The 18840-nt window shown below is 68.6% G+C and carries 15 protein-coding genes; 7 read left to right on the plus strand and 8 right to left on the minus strand.

The genetic code is table 11. The annotated features are described in order from the left end of the window. The 5 genes from FM111_RS11390 to FM111_RS11410 all read left to right on the plus strand — a co-directional run. Positions 1-3627: baseplate multidomain protein megatron (locus FM111_RS11390; protein ID WP_143276106.1), on the plus strand; the 3627-nt coding region annotated here is incomplete at its 5' end. A gap of 79 nt (positions 3628-3706) precedes the next feature. Next, on the plus strand, positions 3707-4624 hold the full coding sequence (locus tag FM111_RS11395; protein ID WP_087141061.1) for a DnaJ C-terminal domain-containing protein: 918 nt from the start codon (positions 3707-3709) through the stop codon (positions 4622-4624). A gap of 54 nt (positions 4625-4678) precedes the next feature. After that, a complete protein-coding gene (locus FM111_RS11400; protein ID WP_087141062.1) occupies positions 4679-5839 on the plus strand; it encodes a phosphoserine transaminase in 1161 nt (386 codons plus the stop codon). Positions 5840-5932: 93 nt separating this feature from the next. Further along, positions 5933-7228 (plus strand): adenylosuccinate synthase, encoded by a 1296-nt coding sequence (locus FM111_RS11405; RefSeq protein WP_040345924.1) that lies wholly within the window; start codon positions 5933-5935, stop codon positions 7226-7228. 119 nt (positions 7229-7347) lie between these two features. Next, the gene (locus FM111_RS11410; protein ID WP_087141063.1) at positions 7348-8154 is read left to right on the plus strand and encodes a response regulator; all 807 of its coding nucleotides are present in this window, start codon (positions 7348-7350) and stop codon (positions 8152-8154) included. A 19-nt stretch (positions 8155-8173) separates the two neighbouring features. Here FM111_RS11410 and rpoH read toward each other — a convergent pair whose 3' ends face one another. Continuing rightward, complete coding sequence (gene rpoH / locus FM111_RS11415) at positions 8174-9058, minus strand: RNA polymerase sigma factor RpoH (RefSeq protein WP_087141064.1); 885 nt, start codon at positions 9056-9058, stop codon at positions 8174-8176. A gap of 228 nt (positions 9059-9286) precedes the next feature. Beyond that, complete coding sequence (locus tag FM111_RS11420; protein WP_256968229.1) at positions 9287-10270, minus strand: RluA family pseudouridine synthase; 984 nt, start codon at positions 10268-10270, stop codon at positions 9287-9289. A 94-nt stretch (positions 10271-10364) separates the two neighbouring features. Between FM111_RS11420 and FM111_RS11425 the strand changes: the two genes are divergently transcribed. Then, on the plus strand, positions 10365-11003 hold the full coding sequence (locus FM111_RS11425; protein WP_087141066.1) for a DUF2799 domain-containing protein: 639 nt from the start codon (positions 10365-10367) through the stop codon (positions 11001-11003). Positions 11004-11070: 67 nt separating this feature from the next. Here FM111_RS11425 and fba read toward each other — a convergent pair whose 3' ends face one another. Beyond that, on the minus strand, positions 11071-12135 hold the full coding sequence (gene fba, locus FM111_RS11430) for a class II fructose-bisphosphate aldolase (protein ID WP_087141067.1): 1065 nt from the start codon (positions 12133-12135) through the stop codon (positions 11071-11073). Between the two features lie 157 nt (positions 12136-12292). Here fba and FM111_RS11435 point away from each other — a divergent pair, with 157 nt between their 5' ends. Then, complete coding sequence (locus FM111_RS11435; protein WP_087141068.1) at positions 12293-12694, plus strand: hypothetical protein; 402 nt, start codon at positions 12293-12295, stop codon at positions 12692-12694. Between the two features lie 51 nt (positions 12695-12745). Here FM111_RS11435 and FM111_RS11440 read toward each other — a convergent pair whose 3' ends face one another. From FM111_RS11440 to purT, 5 genes are all read right to left on the minus strand, one after another. After that, positions 12746-13942 carry a phosphoglycerate kinase gene (locus FM111_RS11440; protein ID WP_087141069.1) on the minus strand — a complete coding sequence of 399 codons (1197 nt, stop codon included), beginning with the start codon at positions 13940-13942 and terminating at the stop codon, positions 12746-12748. A 114-nt stretch (positions 13943-14056) separates the two neighbouring features. Further along, positions 14057-15064: a type I glyceraldehyde-3-phosphate dehydrogenase gene (gap, locus tag FM111_RS11445; protein WP_087141070.1), complete on the minus strand. Its 1008-nt coding sequence runs from the start codon at positions 15062-15064 to the stop codon at positions 14057-14059. Between the two features lie 140 nt (positions 15065-15204). Next, a complete protein-coding gene (locus FM111_RS11450) occupies positions 15205-15387 on the minus strand; it encodes a YbdD/YjiX family protein (RefSeq protein ID WP_087141071.1) in 183 nt (60 codons plus the stop codon). A gap of 64 nt (positions 15388-15451) precedes the next feature. Next, positions 15452-17539: a carbon starvation CstA family protein gene (locus FM111_RS11455; protein WP_087141072.1), complete on the minus strand. Its 2088-nt coding sequence runs from the start codon at positions 17537-17539 to the stop codon at positions 15452-15454. Between the two features lie 105 nt (positions 17540-17644). Then, positions 17645-18838: a formate-dependent phosphoribosylglycinamide formyltransferase gene (purT, locus tag FM111_RS11460; protein WP_087141073.1), complete on the minus strand. Its 1194-nt coding sequence runs from the start codon at positions 18836-18838 to the stop codon at positions 17645-17647. Positions 18839-18840 lie beyond the last annotated feature (2 nt).

Below are 18840 nucleotides of genomic sequence, written 5' to 3' on the forward strand. Positions count from 1 at the left end.
GCCCAACCTGCCGCGCGGGCGGCGGACAACTGGCTGGTCGCCGGCCTGTCGCCCGCGCGGCAGGTTGGGCCGAGGCTGGAGGGGCTGAAGCTGCAATCCTCGGCCGAGGGGGCGCCGATGGCCTGCGTCTTCGGACGGGCGCGCATGGTCGGGCAGGTGATCTGGGCGGCGCGCTTTCTGGAGCGCAAAGAGAAGCGGTCGGGCGGCAAGGGCGGGCGGAAGACGGTCGACTACGCCTATTCGCTGAGCTTCGCCGTGGCCCTGTGCGAGGGGCCGATCGACGGGATCGGCCGGGTGTGGGCCGACGGCCAGCCGATGGACATGGCGGGCGTGACGATGCGGCTGCATCGCGGGACCGAGGATCAATTGCCCGATCCGCTGATCGAGGCGGTGGAGGGACGGTCGCCCGCCTATCGCGGGACGGCCTATGTGGTGTTCGAGGATCTGCCGCTAGATGCTTATGGCGACCGGCCGCCGCAATTGGCGTTCGAGGTGTTTCGGCGGCCGCAGGGGGCTGAGCCGCAGTTGGAGGACCGACTGGAGGGGGTGTGCCTGATCCCCGGCGCGGGGGAGTTCTGCCTGGCGACGGAGCCGGTGATGCGGCGCGAGGGGCTGGCGAAATCCACGCCCGAGAACGTGCACCTGACGGCGGGTCAGACCGACCTGGAGGCCTCGCTGGATCAGCTGACGGCCCAGGCACAGAGGTTGAAGCGGGTCAGTCTGGTGGTCGGCTGGTTTGGCGACGACGTGCGGATGGGTCACTGCCGTATCCGGCCAGGGGTGGAGCGGCGCGACAAGCCGACCCGGCCGCTGGCCTGGAGCGTGGCGGGGGTGACGCGCGCGGATGGGCACCTGATCTCGCAGACGGATGGCGGCCCGGCCTATGGCGGGACTCCGTCGGACGACAGCGTGCGACAGGCGATCCGGGCGCTGAAGGCGCGCGGGCTGGAGGTGACGCTGTATCCCTTCGTCTTCATGGACTGCCCCGGCTATCCGTGGCGGGGGCGGATCGCTGGGACGGACGGCGCGGGGGCGACGGCCGAGGTCGCGGCCCTGTTCGGGACGGCGGGCGGTTGGGGCTTGAGGCGGCTGGCGCTGCACTACGCCCGGATCGCCGCCGAAGAGGGGGCGGACGGCCTGCTGATCGGCTCGGAGATGCGGGGGCTGACGTGGACGCGCGATGCCGACGGGGGCTTTCCGGCGGTGGCGCAGTTCAGGGCGCTGGCGGCCGAGTGCCGGGCGGTGGTCGGGGCGGGGGTAAAGCTGAGTTACGCCGCCGACTGGTCGGAGTATTTCGGTTGGCAGAGGGGTGGAGAGGCAAGGTTTCACCTTGACCCGCTGTGGGCGGACCCGAATATCGATTACGTCGGCATCGACTGGTATCCGCCGATGGGCGACTGGCGCGGGGGCGCAGGCGGCCTGGATGGGCAAGCGTTCAAGGGGGCGTCAGACCCGGCCTATCTGGCGGCGCAGGTCGCGGGCGGCGAAGGGTATGACTGGTTCTACGCCAGCGCGGCGGATCGGGCGGCGCAGCGGCGCACGGTGATCACGGACGGCGCCCACGGCGAGGACTGGATCTGGCGCTACAAGGATCTGAAGGGCTGGTGGTCGAACCGGCACCATGAGCGCGTCGGCGGGGTGCGGCAGGCGGCGCCGACGGCCTGGGTTCCGGGGATGAAGCCGATCCGGCTGACCGAGTTCGGCTGTGCGGCGGTGGATCGCGGGGGCAATGCGCCGAACCTGTTTCAGGACCCGAAGAGCAGCGAGAACGCCCTGCCGCCGCACTCGACGGGCGCCCGCGATGACCGGATGCAGCGGCGGCTGATCGAGGCGGTGCTGACGCATTATGCCCAGCCGGCGAACAATCCGATCTCGGGCGTCTATGGCGGGGCGATGCTGCAGGGGGCGGACGTCTGGTGCTGGGACGCGCGGCCCTATCCGGCGTTTCCGGCGCTGGGCGAGGTGTGGGCGGACGCGGGCGCCTGGCGCACGGGGCACTGGCTGAACGGGCGGATGGGCGGCGATGCGCGGGGGCTGATCGAGGCGATCCTGAAGCGCGGCGGCCTGAGCGAGACGGACTATGCGGTCGGGGCGGTGGACGGTGCGGTGACGGGCTATGTCATCGACCGGCCGATGGCGACGAAGGATGCGCTGTCGCCGTTGGTGCAAGCACTGGGGGCGACGACGGCCGAGCGCGACGGTCGGGTGGCCGTGCTGGGCGAGACGGCGCGGGAGATGACGCTGCAGCAGGCGGTGCTGGCTCTGCCTGACAAGGGCGGGAGCGAGGCGGCGGATCGGCGGCTGACGCCTCGGCCCGGCGCGGCGCGGCTGCGCTTCATCGACGAGGCGGCGGATTATCAGCTGGGCGTGGCGACAGTGCGCGGCGACGGCGAGGGCGGCGGCGTGGATGCGGCCCTGCCCGCCGTGGTCGGGGCCGGGCTGGCGACGGCGGCGGCGCAGCGGCTGTTGCAGGGCGAGGCGGCGGAGCGTCTGACGTTGAAGCTGGGGCCGCTGGAGGCGCTGAGGCTGGAGCCGGGCGATGTGACGGCGGTGGAGGGGCATGCGGGCGACTGGCGCATCGAGCGGCTGGACTGGGACGAGACGCCCAGCGCGGTGTTGGCGCCGGTGGTCGAGGTGGCGGTCGTGGATGCGCCGGAGGACTGGCGCGGCGACGGCGGCGGGGTTGCGACGCCGGGGGCGCCGTTCCTGATGCTGCTGGACTTGCCGCCCCTGCCGGGGGAGGAGGCGGACGGGCGGCCGGTGGTCGCGGCGGCGGCCGAGCCGTGGACGCCGATGGCGCTGCATGGCGGGGCCTCGGTCGACAGTCTGACGCAGAGGGCGGTGGTGGAGACGCCAGCGACGGTGGGGACGCTGACGGCGGCTTTGCGGCCCGGCGTGGTCGGGCGCTGGGACGAGACGGGCGTGCTGACCGTGCGGATCGAGGGGCAGGCGCCGCAGAACCGACCGGCCGAGGCGGTGCTGTCGGGCGCCAATCTGCTGGCGGTGCGGAGTGTCGACGGATGGGAGTTGGTGCAGTTCCGTCGGGCCGAACTGGTCGGCGGCGACGTGTGGCGGTTGGGCGGCCTGTTGCGCGGACAGCAGGGGACGGAGGAGGCGGCCGCGGGCGGGGCGGAAGCGGGGGCGCTGGTCGTTATGCTGGAGCGCGGCACGCCGCGCGCCGAGGTTGATGCGGTCGAGCGCGGATTGCCTCGAATCTGGCGGGCGGGGCCTGTGGGCGCGCCGCCGGGCGGGACGGGGACGACGGAGGTCGGCTTCGTATGGAGCAACCGGAACGCGGCGCCGTGGCGACCGGCGCACCTACGGGCGACGGCGCAGGGCGGCGGGTGGCGGTTGAACTGGTTGCCGCGCGTGCGTCTGGGCGGCGACGGCTGGGAGGGCGAGCCGGTCGAAGTTGATCCGAGGCGTTTTAGGGTGCGGGTGCTGGACGGCGCGGTCGTGCGCCGGATCTGGGAGGTCGAGGGATTGGAGGCCGTTTATGGGGCGGCTGAGGTCGCGGGGGACTTTCCGGGCGGCTTCGGGGCGGGCGTGCGGGTCGCCGTGGCCCAGCGGGGCGACGGGTATGGCTGGGGAACGGAGGCGATAGTTCCGCTGAACCTGCCGATCTAAACCATGTCGGCCCCTTTCGGCGGGCGGGCGCATGGCTTAACTGACGCTCTGGTCCGTATTGATCCGAGTGGAGCGAAAATTGGCTGGCGATCCCTATCAGGAACTAGGCGTTTCCAAGGGCGCGAGCGCGGACGAGATCAAGAAGGCGTTCCGCAAGCTGGCCAAGGAACTGCACCCCGACAAGAACCCCGGCGACAAGCCGGCCGAAGAACGGTTCAAGCGCATCACCGCCGCCTTCGACCTGCTGGGCGACGCTGAGAAGCGCGCCAAATATGATCGCGGCGAGATCGACGCCGATGGACGCGAGCAGTTCCGCGGCTTCGGCGGCGGAGCGCAGGGCGGACGGCCCGGCGGCTTTGGCTTCGGCGGGCGCGGCGAAGGCGGCCCCGGAGGGCGCGCCAGCTTTGACGACATCGACTTGGAGGACATCTTCGGGGCCTTCGGCGGCGGACGGGGGGCCGGGCGCGGTTTCGGCGGCGGGCGCGGGCAGGACGTGCGCGCGACGCTGGATATCAGCCTGGAGGACGCCATCGCCGGGACGACGCGGCGCATCCAGTTCTCGGATGGGCGGATGCTGGACGTGGCGATCCCCAAAGGCGCTGCCGAAGGCCAGGTGATCCGGCTTAAGGGCCAGGGCGCGCCGGGACGCGGGGGGCAGGCGGGCGACGCCCTGATCGAGCTTCGCATCCAGCCGCATCCGGTGTTCAAGCGCGACGGGGCCGATCTGACGATGGACCTGGCGGTGTCGGTCCCCGACGCGGTTCTGGGCGGCAAGATCCAGGTGCCGACGCCCGAAGGCGCGGTGATGATGACCATCCCCAAGGGCTCGAACTCGGGCAAGGTGCTGCGGCTGAAGGCGCGCGGCGCCTATGCGAATGGCAAGCGCGGCGATCTGCTGGCCCGGCTGGTGGTGACGCTGCCGGAAACGCCGGACGACGAACTGGTCCGGTTTGCGACCGAATGGCGTGAGCGCCGGCCCTACAAGCCAGGCCGTTGATGGCCTAAGGGCTTCGCTTCCTTTCTTCTCCTCCCCGAGACTTCAGAGACCGTCATGACGCCCAAGCCCGCCGCCAAGCCCGCTCGCCCCTGGTTTTCGGCCGGGCCGACGGCCAAGCGTCCGGGCTGGTCGCTGGCGGGGCTGCCGACCAATCTGATGGGCCGGGGCATCCGCGCGCCGGAGGTGGTCGAACGCTTCGCCTATGGGCTGAAGCTGACGCGCGAGGTGCTGAGCCCGCCGGACGACTATGTGCTGCTCTATACGCCGGGGTCTGACACGGGCGCGGTCGAGGCGGCGCTGTGGTGCATGCTGGGCGAGCGGCCGGTGCAGGTCGTCGCCTATGAGAATTTCGGCCAGGTCTGGGCGACCGACGTGCGCGACCACCTGGAGCTGGAGCCGGAAGTGCTGACGGCGCCCTGGGGCGAGCTGCCGGACCTGTCCCAGGTCGATCCCAAGAAGGACGTGGTGTTTCCCTGGAACGGTACGACCTCGGGCGTGCGCGTGCCGAACGGCGACTGGATCGCTGATGATCGCGAGGGGCTGACCATCTGCGACGCGACCTCGGCAGCGTTTGCGATGGATCTGCCGTGGGACAAGCTGGATGTGACGACCTTCAGCTTCCAGAAGGCGCTGGGCGGCGAGGCGGGCATCGGCCTGATGGTGCTGTCGCCGCGCGCCGTGGCGCGGCTGGATGCGTATCGTCCGGACCGGGCGGTGCCCAAGGTGCTTCGGATCGTCGACAAGAAGGGCTTTGACCGGACCCTGGCGGACGGGGTGGTGATGAACACCTTCTCGGTCCTGACCATCGAGGACTGGATCGATGCGCTGGACTGGGCCAAGGTCGTGGGCGGATTGCCTGCGCTGATCGCGCGTACCGACGCCAACTATGCGGCTCTGGCCGAGTGGGTGGAGCGGACCGACTGGATCGACTTCCTGCCGGAACGACCGGACATCCGCTCGACCACTTCGGTCTGCCTGAAGTTCGTCGATCCGCGCATCGCGGCGATGGATGAGGCGGGACAGAAGGCCTTTGTGAAGCGGTTCAAGGCGCTGCTGGAAGACGAGGGGGCGGTCTATGACATGGAGCCGCACCGCTACGCTCCGCCGGGCCTGCGCCTGTGGTGCGGCTGCACGATAGAGACGGCGGACGTCGTGGCCGCGACGCCGTGGCTGGAATGGGCGTTCCAGACGGCGGTCGGTGAACGGGTCGGATAATTCTGCGGCCCATTCCGTGCCCTTTGGGGGGCGACTCCGGACGATTCAGGGGTTATAGGCTCCCACCGCATTCTGGATTGCGGAGAAACGATCTTGGCGAACGTCGCAGTAGTCGGCGCCCAATGGGGCGACGAGGGCAAAGGCAAGATTGTCGACTGGTTGTCGAACCGGGCCGACATGGTCGTGCGGTTCCAGGGCGGCCATAACGCCGGGCATACGCTGGTCGTCGACGGCAAGGTCTACAAACTCGCATTGCTGCCGTCGGGCGTGGTGCAGGGCAAGCCTTCGATCATCGGCAACGGCGTGGTCGTCGATCCCTGGCATCTGGTCGGCGAGATCGAGAAAATCCAGGCGCAGGGCGTGGCCATCACCCCCGACATCCTGACCATCGCCGACAACGCCTGCCTGATCCTGCCGATCCATCCGGCGCTGGACGTGGCGCGCGAGGCGGCCGCCAGCGCGCCGGGCGCCAAGATCGGCACGACCGGCCGCGGCATCGGCCCGGCCTATGAGGATAAGGTCGGCCGCCGCGCCATTCGCGTCTGCGACCTGGCCAATGAAGACGACCTGAAGATCAAGATCGACCGCCTGCGCTCGCACCATGATCCGCTGCGCGCGGGTCTGGGGCTGGAGCCGATCGACCCGGCGGCGCTGCTGGCGCAACTGCTGGAGATCGCGCCGAAGATCCTGCCTTACGTCAAACCGGCGTGGCGCGTGCTGGACGCCGCGCAGAAGGCGGGCAAGCGCGTGCTGTTCGAGGGGGCGCAGGGCGCCTTCCTGGACGTGGATCACGGCACCTATCCCTATGTGACCAGCTCCAACACCATCGCTGGACAGGCGGCGGCGGGGTCGGGCGTCGGCCCGCGCGGCGTCGGATACGTGCTGGGCATCGTGAAGGCCTATACGACCCGCGTGGGCGAAGGCCCCTTCGCCTGTGAACTGAACGACGAGGTCGGCGAGCATCTGGCGGTCGTCGGCCGCGAGGTCGGGGTGAACACGGGCCGGGCGCGCCGCTGCGGCTGGTTCGACGCGGTGCTGGTGCGCCAGTCGGTGGCGATCAACGGCATCGACGGCATCGCCCTGACCAAGCTGGACGTGCTGGACGGCCTGAAGACGCTGAAGATCTGCGTCGGCTATCGCATCAATGGCGAGGTGCTGGATTATCTGCCGTCGAGCCTGAAAGATCAGGCCTCGGCCGAACCGGTGTTCGAAGAGCTGGAAGGCTGGACGGAAAGCACGGGCGGCGTCCGCAGCTTCAAGGACCTGAACGCCCATGCGCTGAAGTATGTGCGGCGGATCGAGGAGCTGATCGGCGCGCCGGTGGCCCTGCTGTCGACCAGCCCCGAACGGGACGACACCATCCTGATGCGCGATCCGTTCCAAGGATAACCCTTGAAACGGAGGCCTGATGCGCGACTTGTTCCAAGGCTAGATTTACATTTTTGGTCGAGGCAACGACGCCTTAACCCGTGAGGCATAGGGTCGGGCTCTGAAATGGAGCTCGCCCCGTGTTCGCCCTAGACGCCAAAACGATACAGAGGATCGCGCCGGTGGTTCGGCGCGTGCTGATCGTTGACCCCAATCCCGCCGCCGCGCGCCTGCTGATGGACCTGTTGAAGGGGTTCGGATCGCGCGAGATCGTGGTCGAGGGCGACGAGGCGCGGGTGCTGGACCTGGCGCGCGAGATGGAGCCGGGCCTGATCTGCACCGAGCGGGCGGGACCGAAGCTGGACGGCGAGGCCCTGGTGCGGCGTATCCGTCGCTCCAGCCTGTCGTGCCGACGCGCGCCGATCATCATGGTGACGGCCGAGGCGACCGCCAGCGCCATCAAGGGCGCGCGCGATTCCGGCGTGCACGAGTTCCTGAGAAAGCCCTTCACCAGCGGCGATCTGCAACGGCGGATCGAGAACCTGGCGACCAAGCCGCGCGATTGGGTCGAGGCGGTGGGCTATGTCGGGCCGGATCGGCGACGCTTCAACTCGGACGATTACGCCGGGCCGCAGAAGCGCAAGGCGGACAAGCCGCGTTCCGGCGCGGAAGCCGCCGTGGCGGTCAAGGATCAGGCGATGCGGATCCTGTTCTCGGCCCTGACGCAGTTCGACAGCGATCCGATGCAGGCCGTGCGGGCTATCAAGCAGCAGGCGGAGACGCTGAAGGCCCTGGCCATCAAGACCGGCGATGCGCCGCTGGCGATCGCCGCGGCGGGGCTGGATACGGTGCTGGCCGCCGGCGCGCCGACCAAGGCCGCCCTGACGGCGCCGGTTCAGGCGGTGCTGAAGCTGGCGCCGCCCGAGACCCTGGCGCGGGCGGGGTAGGGGGAGAGATGGGTCGACGTCAGGCGTCGACCAGGTTCCGTTCCTCAGCCGCAGCCCGCATGGCTTTCTGCAGCTTTTCGAAGGCGCGCACCTCGATCTGACGCACGCGCTCGCGGCTGACGCCGTACTGGCCGGCGAGCTCCTCCAGCGTGACCGGGTCGTCCTTGAGGCGGCGTTCGGTCAGGATGTGCTTCTCGCGGTCGGTCAGTTCCTCCATGGCCTCTTGCAGCAGGCTCATGCGGATCGACTTCTCCTCGTTTTCAGCGAGTTGAGTCTCCTGGCTGACGGCGTTGTCGTCGGCCAGCCAGTCCTGCCACTCGCTTTCGCCGTCCGCGCGCAGCGGGGCGTTCAGCGAGGCGTCGCCGCCGAGGCGGCGGTTCATGTTGGTGACTTCTTCTTCCGACACGCCCAGCTTGGTGGCGATGGCCGCCAGGTGTTCCGGGTGCAGGTCGCCTTCCTCGAAAGCCGAGATCTGGCTCTTGGCCTTGCGCAGGTTGAAGAACAGCTTCTTCTGCGCCGCCGTGGTGCCCATCTTCACGAGCGACCAGGAGCGCAGGATGTATTCCTGAATGGACGCGCGAATCCACCACATGGCGTAGGTCGCCAGGCGGAAGCCCTTGTCGGGATCGAATTTCTTGACGGCCTGCATCAGGCCGACGTTGCCCTCGGAGATCACCTCGCCGATCGGCAGGCCGTAGCCGCGATAACCCATGGCGATCTTGGCCACGAGGCGCAGGTGAGAGGTCACGAGACGGTGGGCGGCCTCAGGATCCTGGTGTTCGCTCCACCGTTTGGCGAGCATGAACTCCTCATCCTTGGTCAGCATGGGAAACTTACGGATTTCCGTAAGATAACGGGACAGTCCCTGTTCAGGCGACATCACCGTCAGCGTATTGTTGGCCATATGGTCCCTCCGGCTGCATGAGCTGGCGCTACGGTTCCGACCACATGACGTGCATCATCACCTCGCCCCTCAACTGACAAGATGGGAATCCGTTGCCCGAAGCGAAAGGGGCGGATTGTCCCAATTCGGCGGCGACCCCTGGCCGTTCACCGTGGCGGATTATCTAGCACAGATATTGTTGCTAATAAAGCGGACAGTTTGGCGCAGCCGCGACGCCGGGGCAGAGCGTCAGAGCTCGGCCAGCAGGGCTTCCAGCCGTTGCATATCCTCTGGCGGGGCGGTTTCGAAGCGCAGCGCCTGGCCGGTGACGGGATGGACGAAGCCGAGGACGGCGGCGTGCAGGGCCTGGCGTTTCAGGCCGGACGCCTCGACGGCGGCGCGGACGGGGGCGGCGGGGCTGCCCGAGCCGTAGACGGGATCGCCGAGCAGGGGCGCGCCCTTGGACGCCATATGGACGCGGATCTGATGGGTGCGGCCGGTGTGCAGGGTGCAGGCGACGCGGGCCGCCAGGGGGGCGTTGGAGGCCTTGGCGGGGCGGCCGAATGTCTGCTGAACCACATAGTCGGTGATGGCCTCGCGTCCGCCGGAGCGCAGCACGGCCATCTTCTTGCGGTCGCCGCTGGAACGGCCGATTTGGGTCTGGATGCGGCCTTTCTCGGGCGTGGGCGCGCCGCGCGTAAGGGCCACATAGGTGCGCTCGATGTCGTGGGTCGCGAACAGGGCGGACAGCCCTGCATGAGCGGGGTCGGACTTGGCGGCGACCATGACGCCGGAAGTGTCTTTGTCGAGGCGATGGACGATGCCGGGACGGGCCACGCCGCCGATGCCGGACAGGCTGTCGCCGCAGTGGGCCAGGAGGGCGTTGACCAGGGTGCCGGTCTCGCAGCCGGGCGCGGGGTGGGCGGCCATGCCGGGGGCCTTGTCGATGACGATCAGGTCGGCGTCCTCGAACAGGACGGTCAGAGGGATGACCTCGGGCTGAGGCGTGGCCGGGGCGACCGGCGGCAAGGCGACGGCATAGAGGCCAGGCTGGGTCTTGGCCGAGCCGTTGGAGATCGCCTGACCGTCGCGGGTGACGGCGCCTTCGGCCAACAGGGCCTGAAGCCGGGCGCGCGACAGGGTCGGGAAGGCCTCGGCCAGGGCCTTGTCCAGGCGCACGCCGGGGGCGTCGATGCGCGCGTTAAGCACGTCCGGCGTTTCGTCGTCTTCCATCAGCAAAGGTTCATCGGCCATAGTGTGAAATAGCACGGCTTGCGTGAAGAGGCGTCATCGGACCTCAGGCGCGGCCTGCTATGGAGAAGACTAAATGAAGTTGCTCACCGCCGCCGTCATTGCGGTATCGAGCGTCGTCCTGTTGTCGGGCTGCGCCACGATGAGCGAAGGCCAATGCATGGTCGGCGACTGGGGCGGGCAGGGCTATCGCGATGGCGCGGAGGGGCGTCCGTCCAGCCGTCTGGATGACCACGCCAAGGCCTGCGCCAAGCACGGCGTCAGCCCGAACATGAGCGCCTATATGTCGGCGCGCGAGGACGGACTGCGGACCTACTGCACCTGGGAGAACGGTTTCCGCGCGGGGCGTGCGGGCGGAACCTATCAGGGCGTCTGTTCCCCGGCGGAAGAGCGGGCCTTCGTGCCCGCGCATCGCGACGGGCGACAGCTCTATGAGGTGGAGCAGGCGGTCTCTTCGGCCGAAAGCGCGCTGAACTCGGCGATCCGTCGCATCGAAAGCCGCGAGGACAAGCTGGACGCCAAGCGGCGCGAACTGCGTCAGGAAGGCCTGACCTCCGAAGAGCGCCAGCGTATCCGCAACCGCATTCGCGAGGTCGAGGGCGAACTGGACGACGCGCATCGCGCCGCGCGCCGGGCCGAAGACGACCTGCGCTACGCCGAGGTCGAGCTGCGGGCGGTGCGACGCATGCTGGATGGCCGTTACGGCGTCTGGTGAATATGAAGACGCCCGCCTCCGGTCGACGGAGGCGGGCGTTTCAATCTGATCAGACTGCGACCGGCGATCAGCCGATGCGCGGGTCCAGTTCGCCGCCGGCGTAGCGCTTGGCCATCTGGGCCGTGGACAGCGGCTTGATCTTGGAGGCCATGCCTTCGCAGCCGAACTGCAGGTAGCGCTCCTGGCACAGCTTGCGCATGGCTTCCTTGGCGGGCTTTAGATAGGCGCGGGGGTCGAACTCGCCCGGCTTCTCGGTCAGCAGCTTGCGGATGGCGCCGGTCATGGCCATGCGGTTGTCGGTGTCGATGTTCACCTTGCGCACGCCGTTCTTGATGCCGCGCTGGATTTCCTCGACTGGCACGCCCCAGGTCTGGGGCATCTGGCCGCCATAGGCGTTGATGATGTCCTGCAGGTCTTGCGGCACCGACGACGAGCCGTGCATCACCAGGTGGGTGTTGGGCAGGCGGCGGTGGATCTCCTCGATCACGTTCATGGCCAGGACTTCGCCGTCCGGCTTGCGCGTGAACTTATAGGCGCCGTGGCTGGTGCCCATGGCGATGGCCAGGGCGTCGACCTTGGTGGCCTTGACGAAGTCGACGGCCTGATCCGGGTCGGTCAGCAGGGCCGAGTGGTCCAGCTTGCCCTCGAAGCCGTGGCCGTCTTCGGCCTCGCCCATGCCGGTCTCCAGCGAGCCCAGCACGCCCAGTTCGCCCTCGACCGAGACACCGCAGCTGTGGGCCATCTCGGTGACGCGGCGCGTCACTTCGACGTTGTATTCGTAGGAGGCGGGCGTCTTGGCGTCTTCTTCCAGCGAGCCGTCCATCATCACCGAGGTGAAGCCGTACTGGATGGCGGTGGCGCAGGTGGCCGGGCCGTTGCCGTGGTCCTGGTGCATACAGACCGGGATGTGCGGATACAGTTCGGCCAGGGCGTCGATCAGCTTGGCCAGGACGACGTCGTTGGCGTAGGAGCGGGCGCCGCGCGAGGCCTGGATGATGACCGGCGCATTCACGGCGTCGGCGGCCTCCATGATGGCCAGGCCCTGCTCCATGTTGTTGATGTTGTAGGCGGGCAGGCCGTAGTCGTGCTCCGCCGCGTGGTCGAGCAGTTGTCGCAGCGTGATGCGCGCCATGGGTAGTCTCCTGAACCAGATATGATTTTGCCCGAGGTCTTAGCCGTTCGAGCGGGGGAAGTCACGCCGATGTGACAGGGCGCAAGCGTGGTGGACTTTGGACGCGCAGCCTCTAAGTGGACGCGACGCCTCGGGCGTGTCTGATCAAGGAGCGGCGATGAGCCAGAACGATGATGCGCTGGATGAAGACGGCGGCGGTTTCGACGTCGACGACTGGTCGCGGCTGACGCCCTTCGCGGGCGCGGTGGCGACGCTGGACGACGTTCAGGCGGGCAAGGCCGTCTTCGCCCTGGGCGACACCGAAGAGGCGCGCGTCATCGACATGGAACTGCCCCAGCCGGTCATCTGGTGGGAAGACGACGGCGAACAGGCGGCTGTGATCGTTCAGGCCGAGGCCCATGTCGGGCCTGACGGCGAACTGATGGAAGTGCTGGGCCTGATCCTGCCCGACGGCGGCGGCGCGGTGGCCCTGCTGGACGACGTTGATCTGGTGGACGACACCGATCCGACGTGGCGCGATCTGGTCGCGCGGGCCGTCGATATGGACGGCGAAGACTGAAGCTTCGGACATCAGGGGCGAGGGCTGCGAACAGCCCTCGCTTTGACGTTTTTAGGCGGCGCGCAGGGCTTCGACGCCCGGCAGAACCTTGCCTTCCATCCATTCCAGGAAGGCGCCGCCCGCGGTGGAGACGAAGGTCATGTCGTCGGCCGTGCCTGCGTGGTTCAGGGCTGCGACCGTGTCGCCGCCGCCGGCCACGGCGACCAGCTTGCCGGACTTGGCCAGTTCGGCGGCGTGCTTGGCGGCCTCGACCGTGGCCTTGTCGAAGGGCGGAACCTCGAACACGCCCAGCGGGCCGTTCCAGATCAGGGTCTTCGACAGGTCCATGGCGCGGTTCAGGCGGGCGACCGTCTCCGGCCCGGCGTCCAGGATCAGGTCGTCGGCGACGATGCGGTCCAGAGCGCGGACGCCCGATTCGATGCCCGGCTTGACGCCCTTGGCCACCACCACATCGACCGGCAGCAGCAGTTCGCAGCCCTGGCGGCGGGCTTCCTCGATGATCTCGCGGGCGGTGTCGGCCAGATCCTTTTCGCACAGCGAACCGCCGACATCGACGCCCTGGGCGAACAGGAAGGTGTTGGCCATGCCGCCGCCGATGGCCAGGTAGTCCAGCTTGGCGACCAGGTTCTTCAGCAGGTCCAGCTTGGTCGAGACCTTGGCCCCGCCGACGATGCCGATGACCGGCTTCTGCGGCGCGCCCAGTGCGGCGTCCAGCGCCTGAAGCTCACGCTTCATCGCCTCACCCGCATAGGCGGGCAACAGGCGGGCCAGACCCTCGGTCGAGGCGTGGGCGCGGTGCGCGGCCGAGAAGGCGTCGTTGACGTAGAGGTCGCCCAGTTCCGCCAGCTGTTGGGCGAAGGCGGGGTCGTTCTTTTCCTCGCCCTTGTGGAAGCGGACGTTCTCCAGCAGCAGCACGCCGCCCGCGTCCAGATCGGCCACGGCCGCCTTGGCGTCATCGCCCACGCAGTCGTCGGCGAAGCGGACGGGGCCGTGCAGCAGCAGTTCCAGCGGCTCGACCACAGGCTTCAGGCTCATCGACGGCACGCGCTCGCCCTTGGGACGGTCGAAGTGGGCCAGCAGGACGACCTTGGCGCCGGCTTCGCGCAGGCGGTGGATGGTCGGCAGGGCGGCCTTCAGTCGAGTGTCGTCGGTGACGTTCCCGTCCTCCATCGGCACGTTGAAGTCCACGCGGACCAGGGCGGCCTTGCCTGAAAGGTCGGAAACGTCGTCGAGGGTGCGGAAGGTCATCGGTGATCCGTCTTTTGATCTAGGGCGGCGAGCCCGTCGTCTTGAAACAAGGGGCTCTCAGCCGTTCGGCGAGAGCCCCTCATAGGTCAGCGGTCTGTCAGGCGCGAGGCCGGATCAGAGGAACTTGGCCATCACCAAGGCGGTGTCGGCCATGCGGGTCGCGAAGCCCCACTCGTTGTCGTACCAGGTCAGGACGCGGGCCAGCTTGCCGTCGACGACCTGCGTCTGGGGCAGGGCGGCGGTCGAGGAGGCGGCGACGTGGTTCAGGTCGATCGACACCAGCGGATCGGTGGTCGTGGCCAGGACGCCGTTCATCGGGCCGTTGGCGGCGGCCAGCAGGGCGGCGTTGATTTCCTCGACCGTGACTTCGCGACCGGCGACGACCTTCAGGTCGACGACCGAGACGTTCGGGGTCGGGACGCGGATGGACGAGCCGTCCAGCTTGCCCTTCAGTTCCGGCAGGACCAGGCCTAGGGCCTTGGCGGCGCCGGTCGAGGTCGGGATCATGCTGAGGGCGGCGGCGCGGCCGCGGTACAGATCCTTGTGCATCGTATCCAGCGTCGGCTGGTCGCCGGTGTAGGCGTGGATGGTGGTCATGTAGCCACGCTCGATGCCGAACAGGTCGTGCAGCACCTTGGCCACCGGGGCCAGGGCGTTGGTCGTGCACGAGCCGTTGGACACGACGATGTCGTCGGCCGTCAGGGTCTCATGGTTGACCTTGAAGACGATGGTCTTGTCGGCGCCGTCGGCCGGGGCCGAGACCAGCACGCGCTTGGCGCCAGCCTTCAGGTGGGCCGAGGCCTTGTCCTTCGAGGTGAAGATGCCCGTGCATTCCAGGGCGATGTCCACTTTCAGCTCGGCGTGCGGCAGGTTGGCCGGGTCGCGCTCGGCCGTGACCTTGATCTTGCCGGCGCCGACGTCGATCCAGTCCTCGCCGGTCGTGACCGTGCCGGGGAAGCGGCCGTGCACCGAGTCATAGCGGAACAGGTGGGCGTTGGTCTCGACCGGGCCCAGGTCGTTGATCGCCACGACCTCGATGTCCTTGCGGCCGTGCTCGACGATCGAGCGGAGGACGAGGCGGCCGATGCGGCCGAAGCCGTTGATGGCGACGCGAACGGTCATGGGGCGGGGTCTCCAGAGCAGGGGCGATTATGATGGGCGCCTTAGTGGGACGGAGCGCGCGCAGTTGCAACCCCGTCGCCGTAACAAGGCCCGTAACAAGATATGATCGCCTGTAACCGTCCGAGGACGGTCAAGCCGCCTCAGCAGCAGCGGAAGCCGCCGCCTTCGCCGAAACGCCGGGCTTCATGCAGGCGGAAGAAGGCGGTGCGGTCCAGCGGCTCCTGATCCGGGTGGGTGACGGCCGCATGGGCGACATAGGCGTCATAGTCCGGCTGGCCGATCATCAGCCCGGCGGTGCGGCGGGCGTCCTTGCCCCACCGCACCAGCGTATCCCGGCAGGCGCAGAGCAGGTCCGCGCCGCCGGTTGATGCCGAGGATGACGACGACCTAAGCACGGGCGATGTCCATGGCCTCGTCGGCCAGGGTCAGCTCATGCGCGGCCGGGGTCTCGACCACGGTCGGCTGGTCGGACTTCAACGCCTTGAGGCAGGCTCCGACGCCATAGACCACGACCGTCAACACCACGAACAGGAAGCCCGCGGTCAGCGCCGAGTTGACGTAGTCGTTGATGATGACCCGGTGCATGTCGCCGATGGTCTTGGCCGGGGCCAGGATGTCGCCGGCGGCCATGGCGTCCTGATACTTCCGCGCGTGGGCCAGGAAGCCGATCTTCACGTCGGGATGGAACAGCTTCTGCAGCCCCGCCGTGACCGTGCAGATCAGCAGCCAGACCGCGGGAACCGCCGTGGCCCAGGCGAACCTCTGCCGCTTCATCTTGAACAGGACGACCGTGCCCAGGATGAGGGCGACCGCCGCCAGCATCTGGTTGGCGATGCCGAACAGGGGCCACAGGCTGTTGATCCCGCCCAGGGGATCGACCACGCCGGTATAGAGGAAATAGCCCCACAGGCTGACCGTCAGGGCGGTGGCCACGACGTTGCCGGTCCAGGACTGGGTCTGGCGCATCTTGGGCACGGCCATGCCCAGCAGGTCCTGGATCATGAAGCGGCAGACGCGGGTGCCCGCATCGACGGTGGTCAGGATGAACAGGGCCTCGAACAGGATGGCGAAGTGATACCAGAAGGCCATCATGGCCTTGCCGCCGATGACGCCCGACAGGATGTGCGCCATGCCGACGGCCAGGGTCGGCGCCCCGCCCGCGCGCGACAGGATGGAGTGCTCGCCCACATCCTTGGCCAGTTGCTCCAACTCGGCCGGGGTGATGTGGAAGCCCCACTGGGCCACGGCGGCGGCGGCCGATGCGGCGTTGTCGCCGATGACGGCGACCGGGCTGTTCATGGCGAAATAGACGGCCGGGTCCAGCACGGTGGCGGCGATCAGGGCCATGATGGCCACGAAGCTTTCACACAGCATGGCGCCGTAGCCGATCAGCGGAATCTGGTTCTCGTTCTCCAGCAGCTTGGGCGTGGTGCCGGACGAGATCAGGGCGTGAAAGCCGGACACGGCCCCGCAGGCGATGGTGATGAACAGGAAGGGGAACAGGGCGCCCGAGAAGACCGGCCCGGTCCCGTCGATGAAGGGGGTGATGGCGGGCATCTGCACATGCGGCCGCACGATCAGTATGCCGATGGCCAGGGCGACGATGGCGCCGATCTTCAGGAAGGTGGACAGGTAGTCGCGCGGCGCCAGCAGCAGCCACACCGGAATGACCGAGGCGATGAAGCCATAGGCCATCATGGCCAGAGCCAGGGTCGTGCCCGACAGGGTGAAGGCCGGACCCCAGAACGGATCGGCCGCAATATGGCCGCCGCCGATGATGGCCAGGACCAGCAGCACCACGCCGATGACCGACACCTCGCCCACGCGACCCGGCCGCAGATAGCGGGTGTACAGGCCCATGAAGATGGCGATGGGAATGGTGGCGGCGACGGTGAAGGTGCCCCACGGGCTCTCGGCCAGGGCCTTGACCACCACCAGCGCCAGCACGGCCAGGATGATGACCATGATCATCAGCACCCCGACCTGGGCGATGACGCCGGGGATCGGACCCATTTCGGTGCGGACCATGTCGCCCAGCGAGCGGCCGTCGCGGCGGGTCGACATGAACAGGACGATCATGTCCTGCACGGCCCCGGCCACGACGGCGCCGACCAGAATCCACAGCACGCCGGGCAGATAGCCCATCTGCGCCGCCAGCACCGGACCGACCAGCGGTCCCGCGCCCGCGATGGCTGCGAAGTGGTGGCCGAACAGCACGTTCCTGGGCGTCGGGACATAATCCAGCCCGTCGTTGTGCCGGACGGCGGGCGTGGGCCGCCTTGCGTTCAGGCCCAGGACCTTTCCGGCCAGATAGCGGGCGTAGAAACGGTAGGCGATGGCGTAGACGCACAGCGCCGCAACCACGATCCACACGGCGCTGATGCTTTCGCCCTGGTGCAGGGCGATGACGGCGAGGGACACGGCCCCCAGGATGGCGATGGCGCCGAATATCAGCGCCGTCTTGAGCTTGCCCATGGCGAACGGTCCTCCGGGTCGACTGGGTGCGACCTTTCGCCTTTTTTGAACCTTAATCGCGCGCGGCGCCAATCGACAAAAGTCGAAGAAGCGGTGCGGGAGACGTCAGGGCTTCACCACCCGCACCTTGCCCGCCGCCTCGGTCGCGCGCTGGCGGGCTTCGTCGGTGTCCGCGCCGCGGGCCAGGGCCACGCCCATGCGGCGGCGTTCGAAGGCTTCGGGCTTGCCGAACAGGCGCAGGTCGGCGGTCGGGACCGACAGGGCTTCGGCCACGCCCTCAAACACCACGCCCTCGGCCTCCATCCCGCCGTAGATGACAGCGCTGGCGCCTGGCTCGCGCAAGGTCACGTCGACCGGCAGGCCCAGAATGGCGCGTGCGTGCAGGGCGAACTCGCTCATGACCTGCGTGGCCAGCGTCACCAGTCCGGTGTCGTGCGGACGCGGCGACACCTCCGAGAACCAGACCTCGTCGCCCTTCACGAACAGCTCGACGCCGAACACGCCGAGACCGCCCAGCGCCTCGGTCACCTTGGCGGCGATGGCCTGCGCCGCCTTCAGCGCGGCGGAGCTCATGGCCTGCGGCTGCCAGCTTTCGACATAGTCGCCCTTCTGCTGGCGGTGGCCGATGGGGGCGCAGAAGTCGGTGCGGATGGCGCCGTCACGCAGCGATCGCACCGTCAGCAGGGTGATCTCATAGTCGAAGTCGATCCGCCCCTCGACGATGACGCAGCCGCCCGCGACCCGGCCGGACGCTTCTGCATAGGCCCAGGCGTCGGCCACGCCCTCGGGGCCTTCGACATAGGACTGGCCCTTGCCCGAGGACGACATCACCGGCTTGACGAAGCAGGGGAAGCCCACGGCCTCGGCGCCCGCCGCCAGTTCCTCGGCCGAGACGGCGAAGGCGTAGGGGCTGGTCGGCAGGCCCAGCTCCTCGGCGGCCAGACGGCGGATGCCCTCGCGGTTCATGGTCAGTTGCGTCGCCCGCGCGGTGGGGATGACGCGGGCCAGACCTGCCGCCTCGATGCCGGCCAGGACGTCGGTGGCGATGGCCTCGATCTCAGGCACGATGATGTGCGGGGCTTCAGCCAGGATGACGCCGTTCAACACCTGGGCGTCGGTCATGGGGATGACGTGGCTGCGGTGCGCCACCTGCATGGCGGGGGCGTTGGCGTAGCGATCCACCGCGATCACCTCGGTGCCGAGGCGTTGCAGCTCGATCGCGACCTCCTTGCCCAGTTCGCCCGAGCCTAGCAGCATGACGCGCGTGGCGTGGTCGGTAAGCGGCGTGCCGATCTTCATGG

The sequence above is a fragment of the Brevundimonas diminuta 3F5N genome (genome assembly GCF_900163625.1).
In the GTDB taxonomy this organism is placed as follows: Bacteria; Pseudomonadota; Alphaproteobacteria; order Caulobacterales; family Caulobacteraceae; genus Brevundimonas; species Brevundimonas diminuta_A.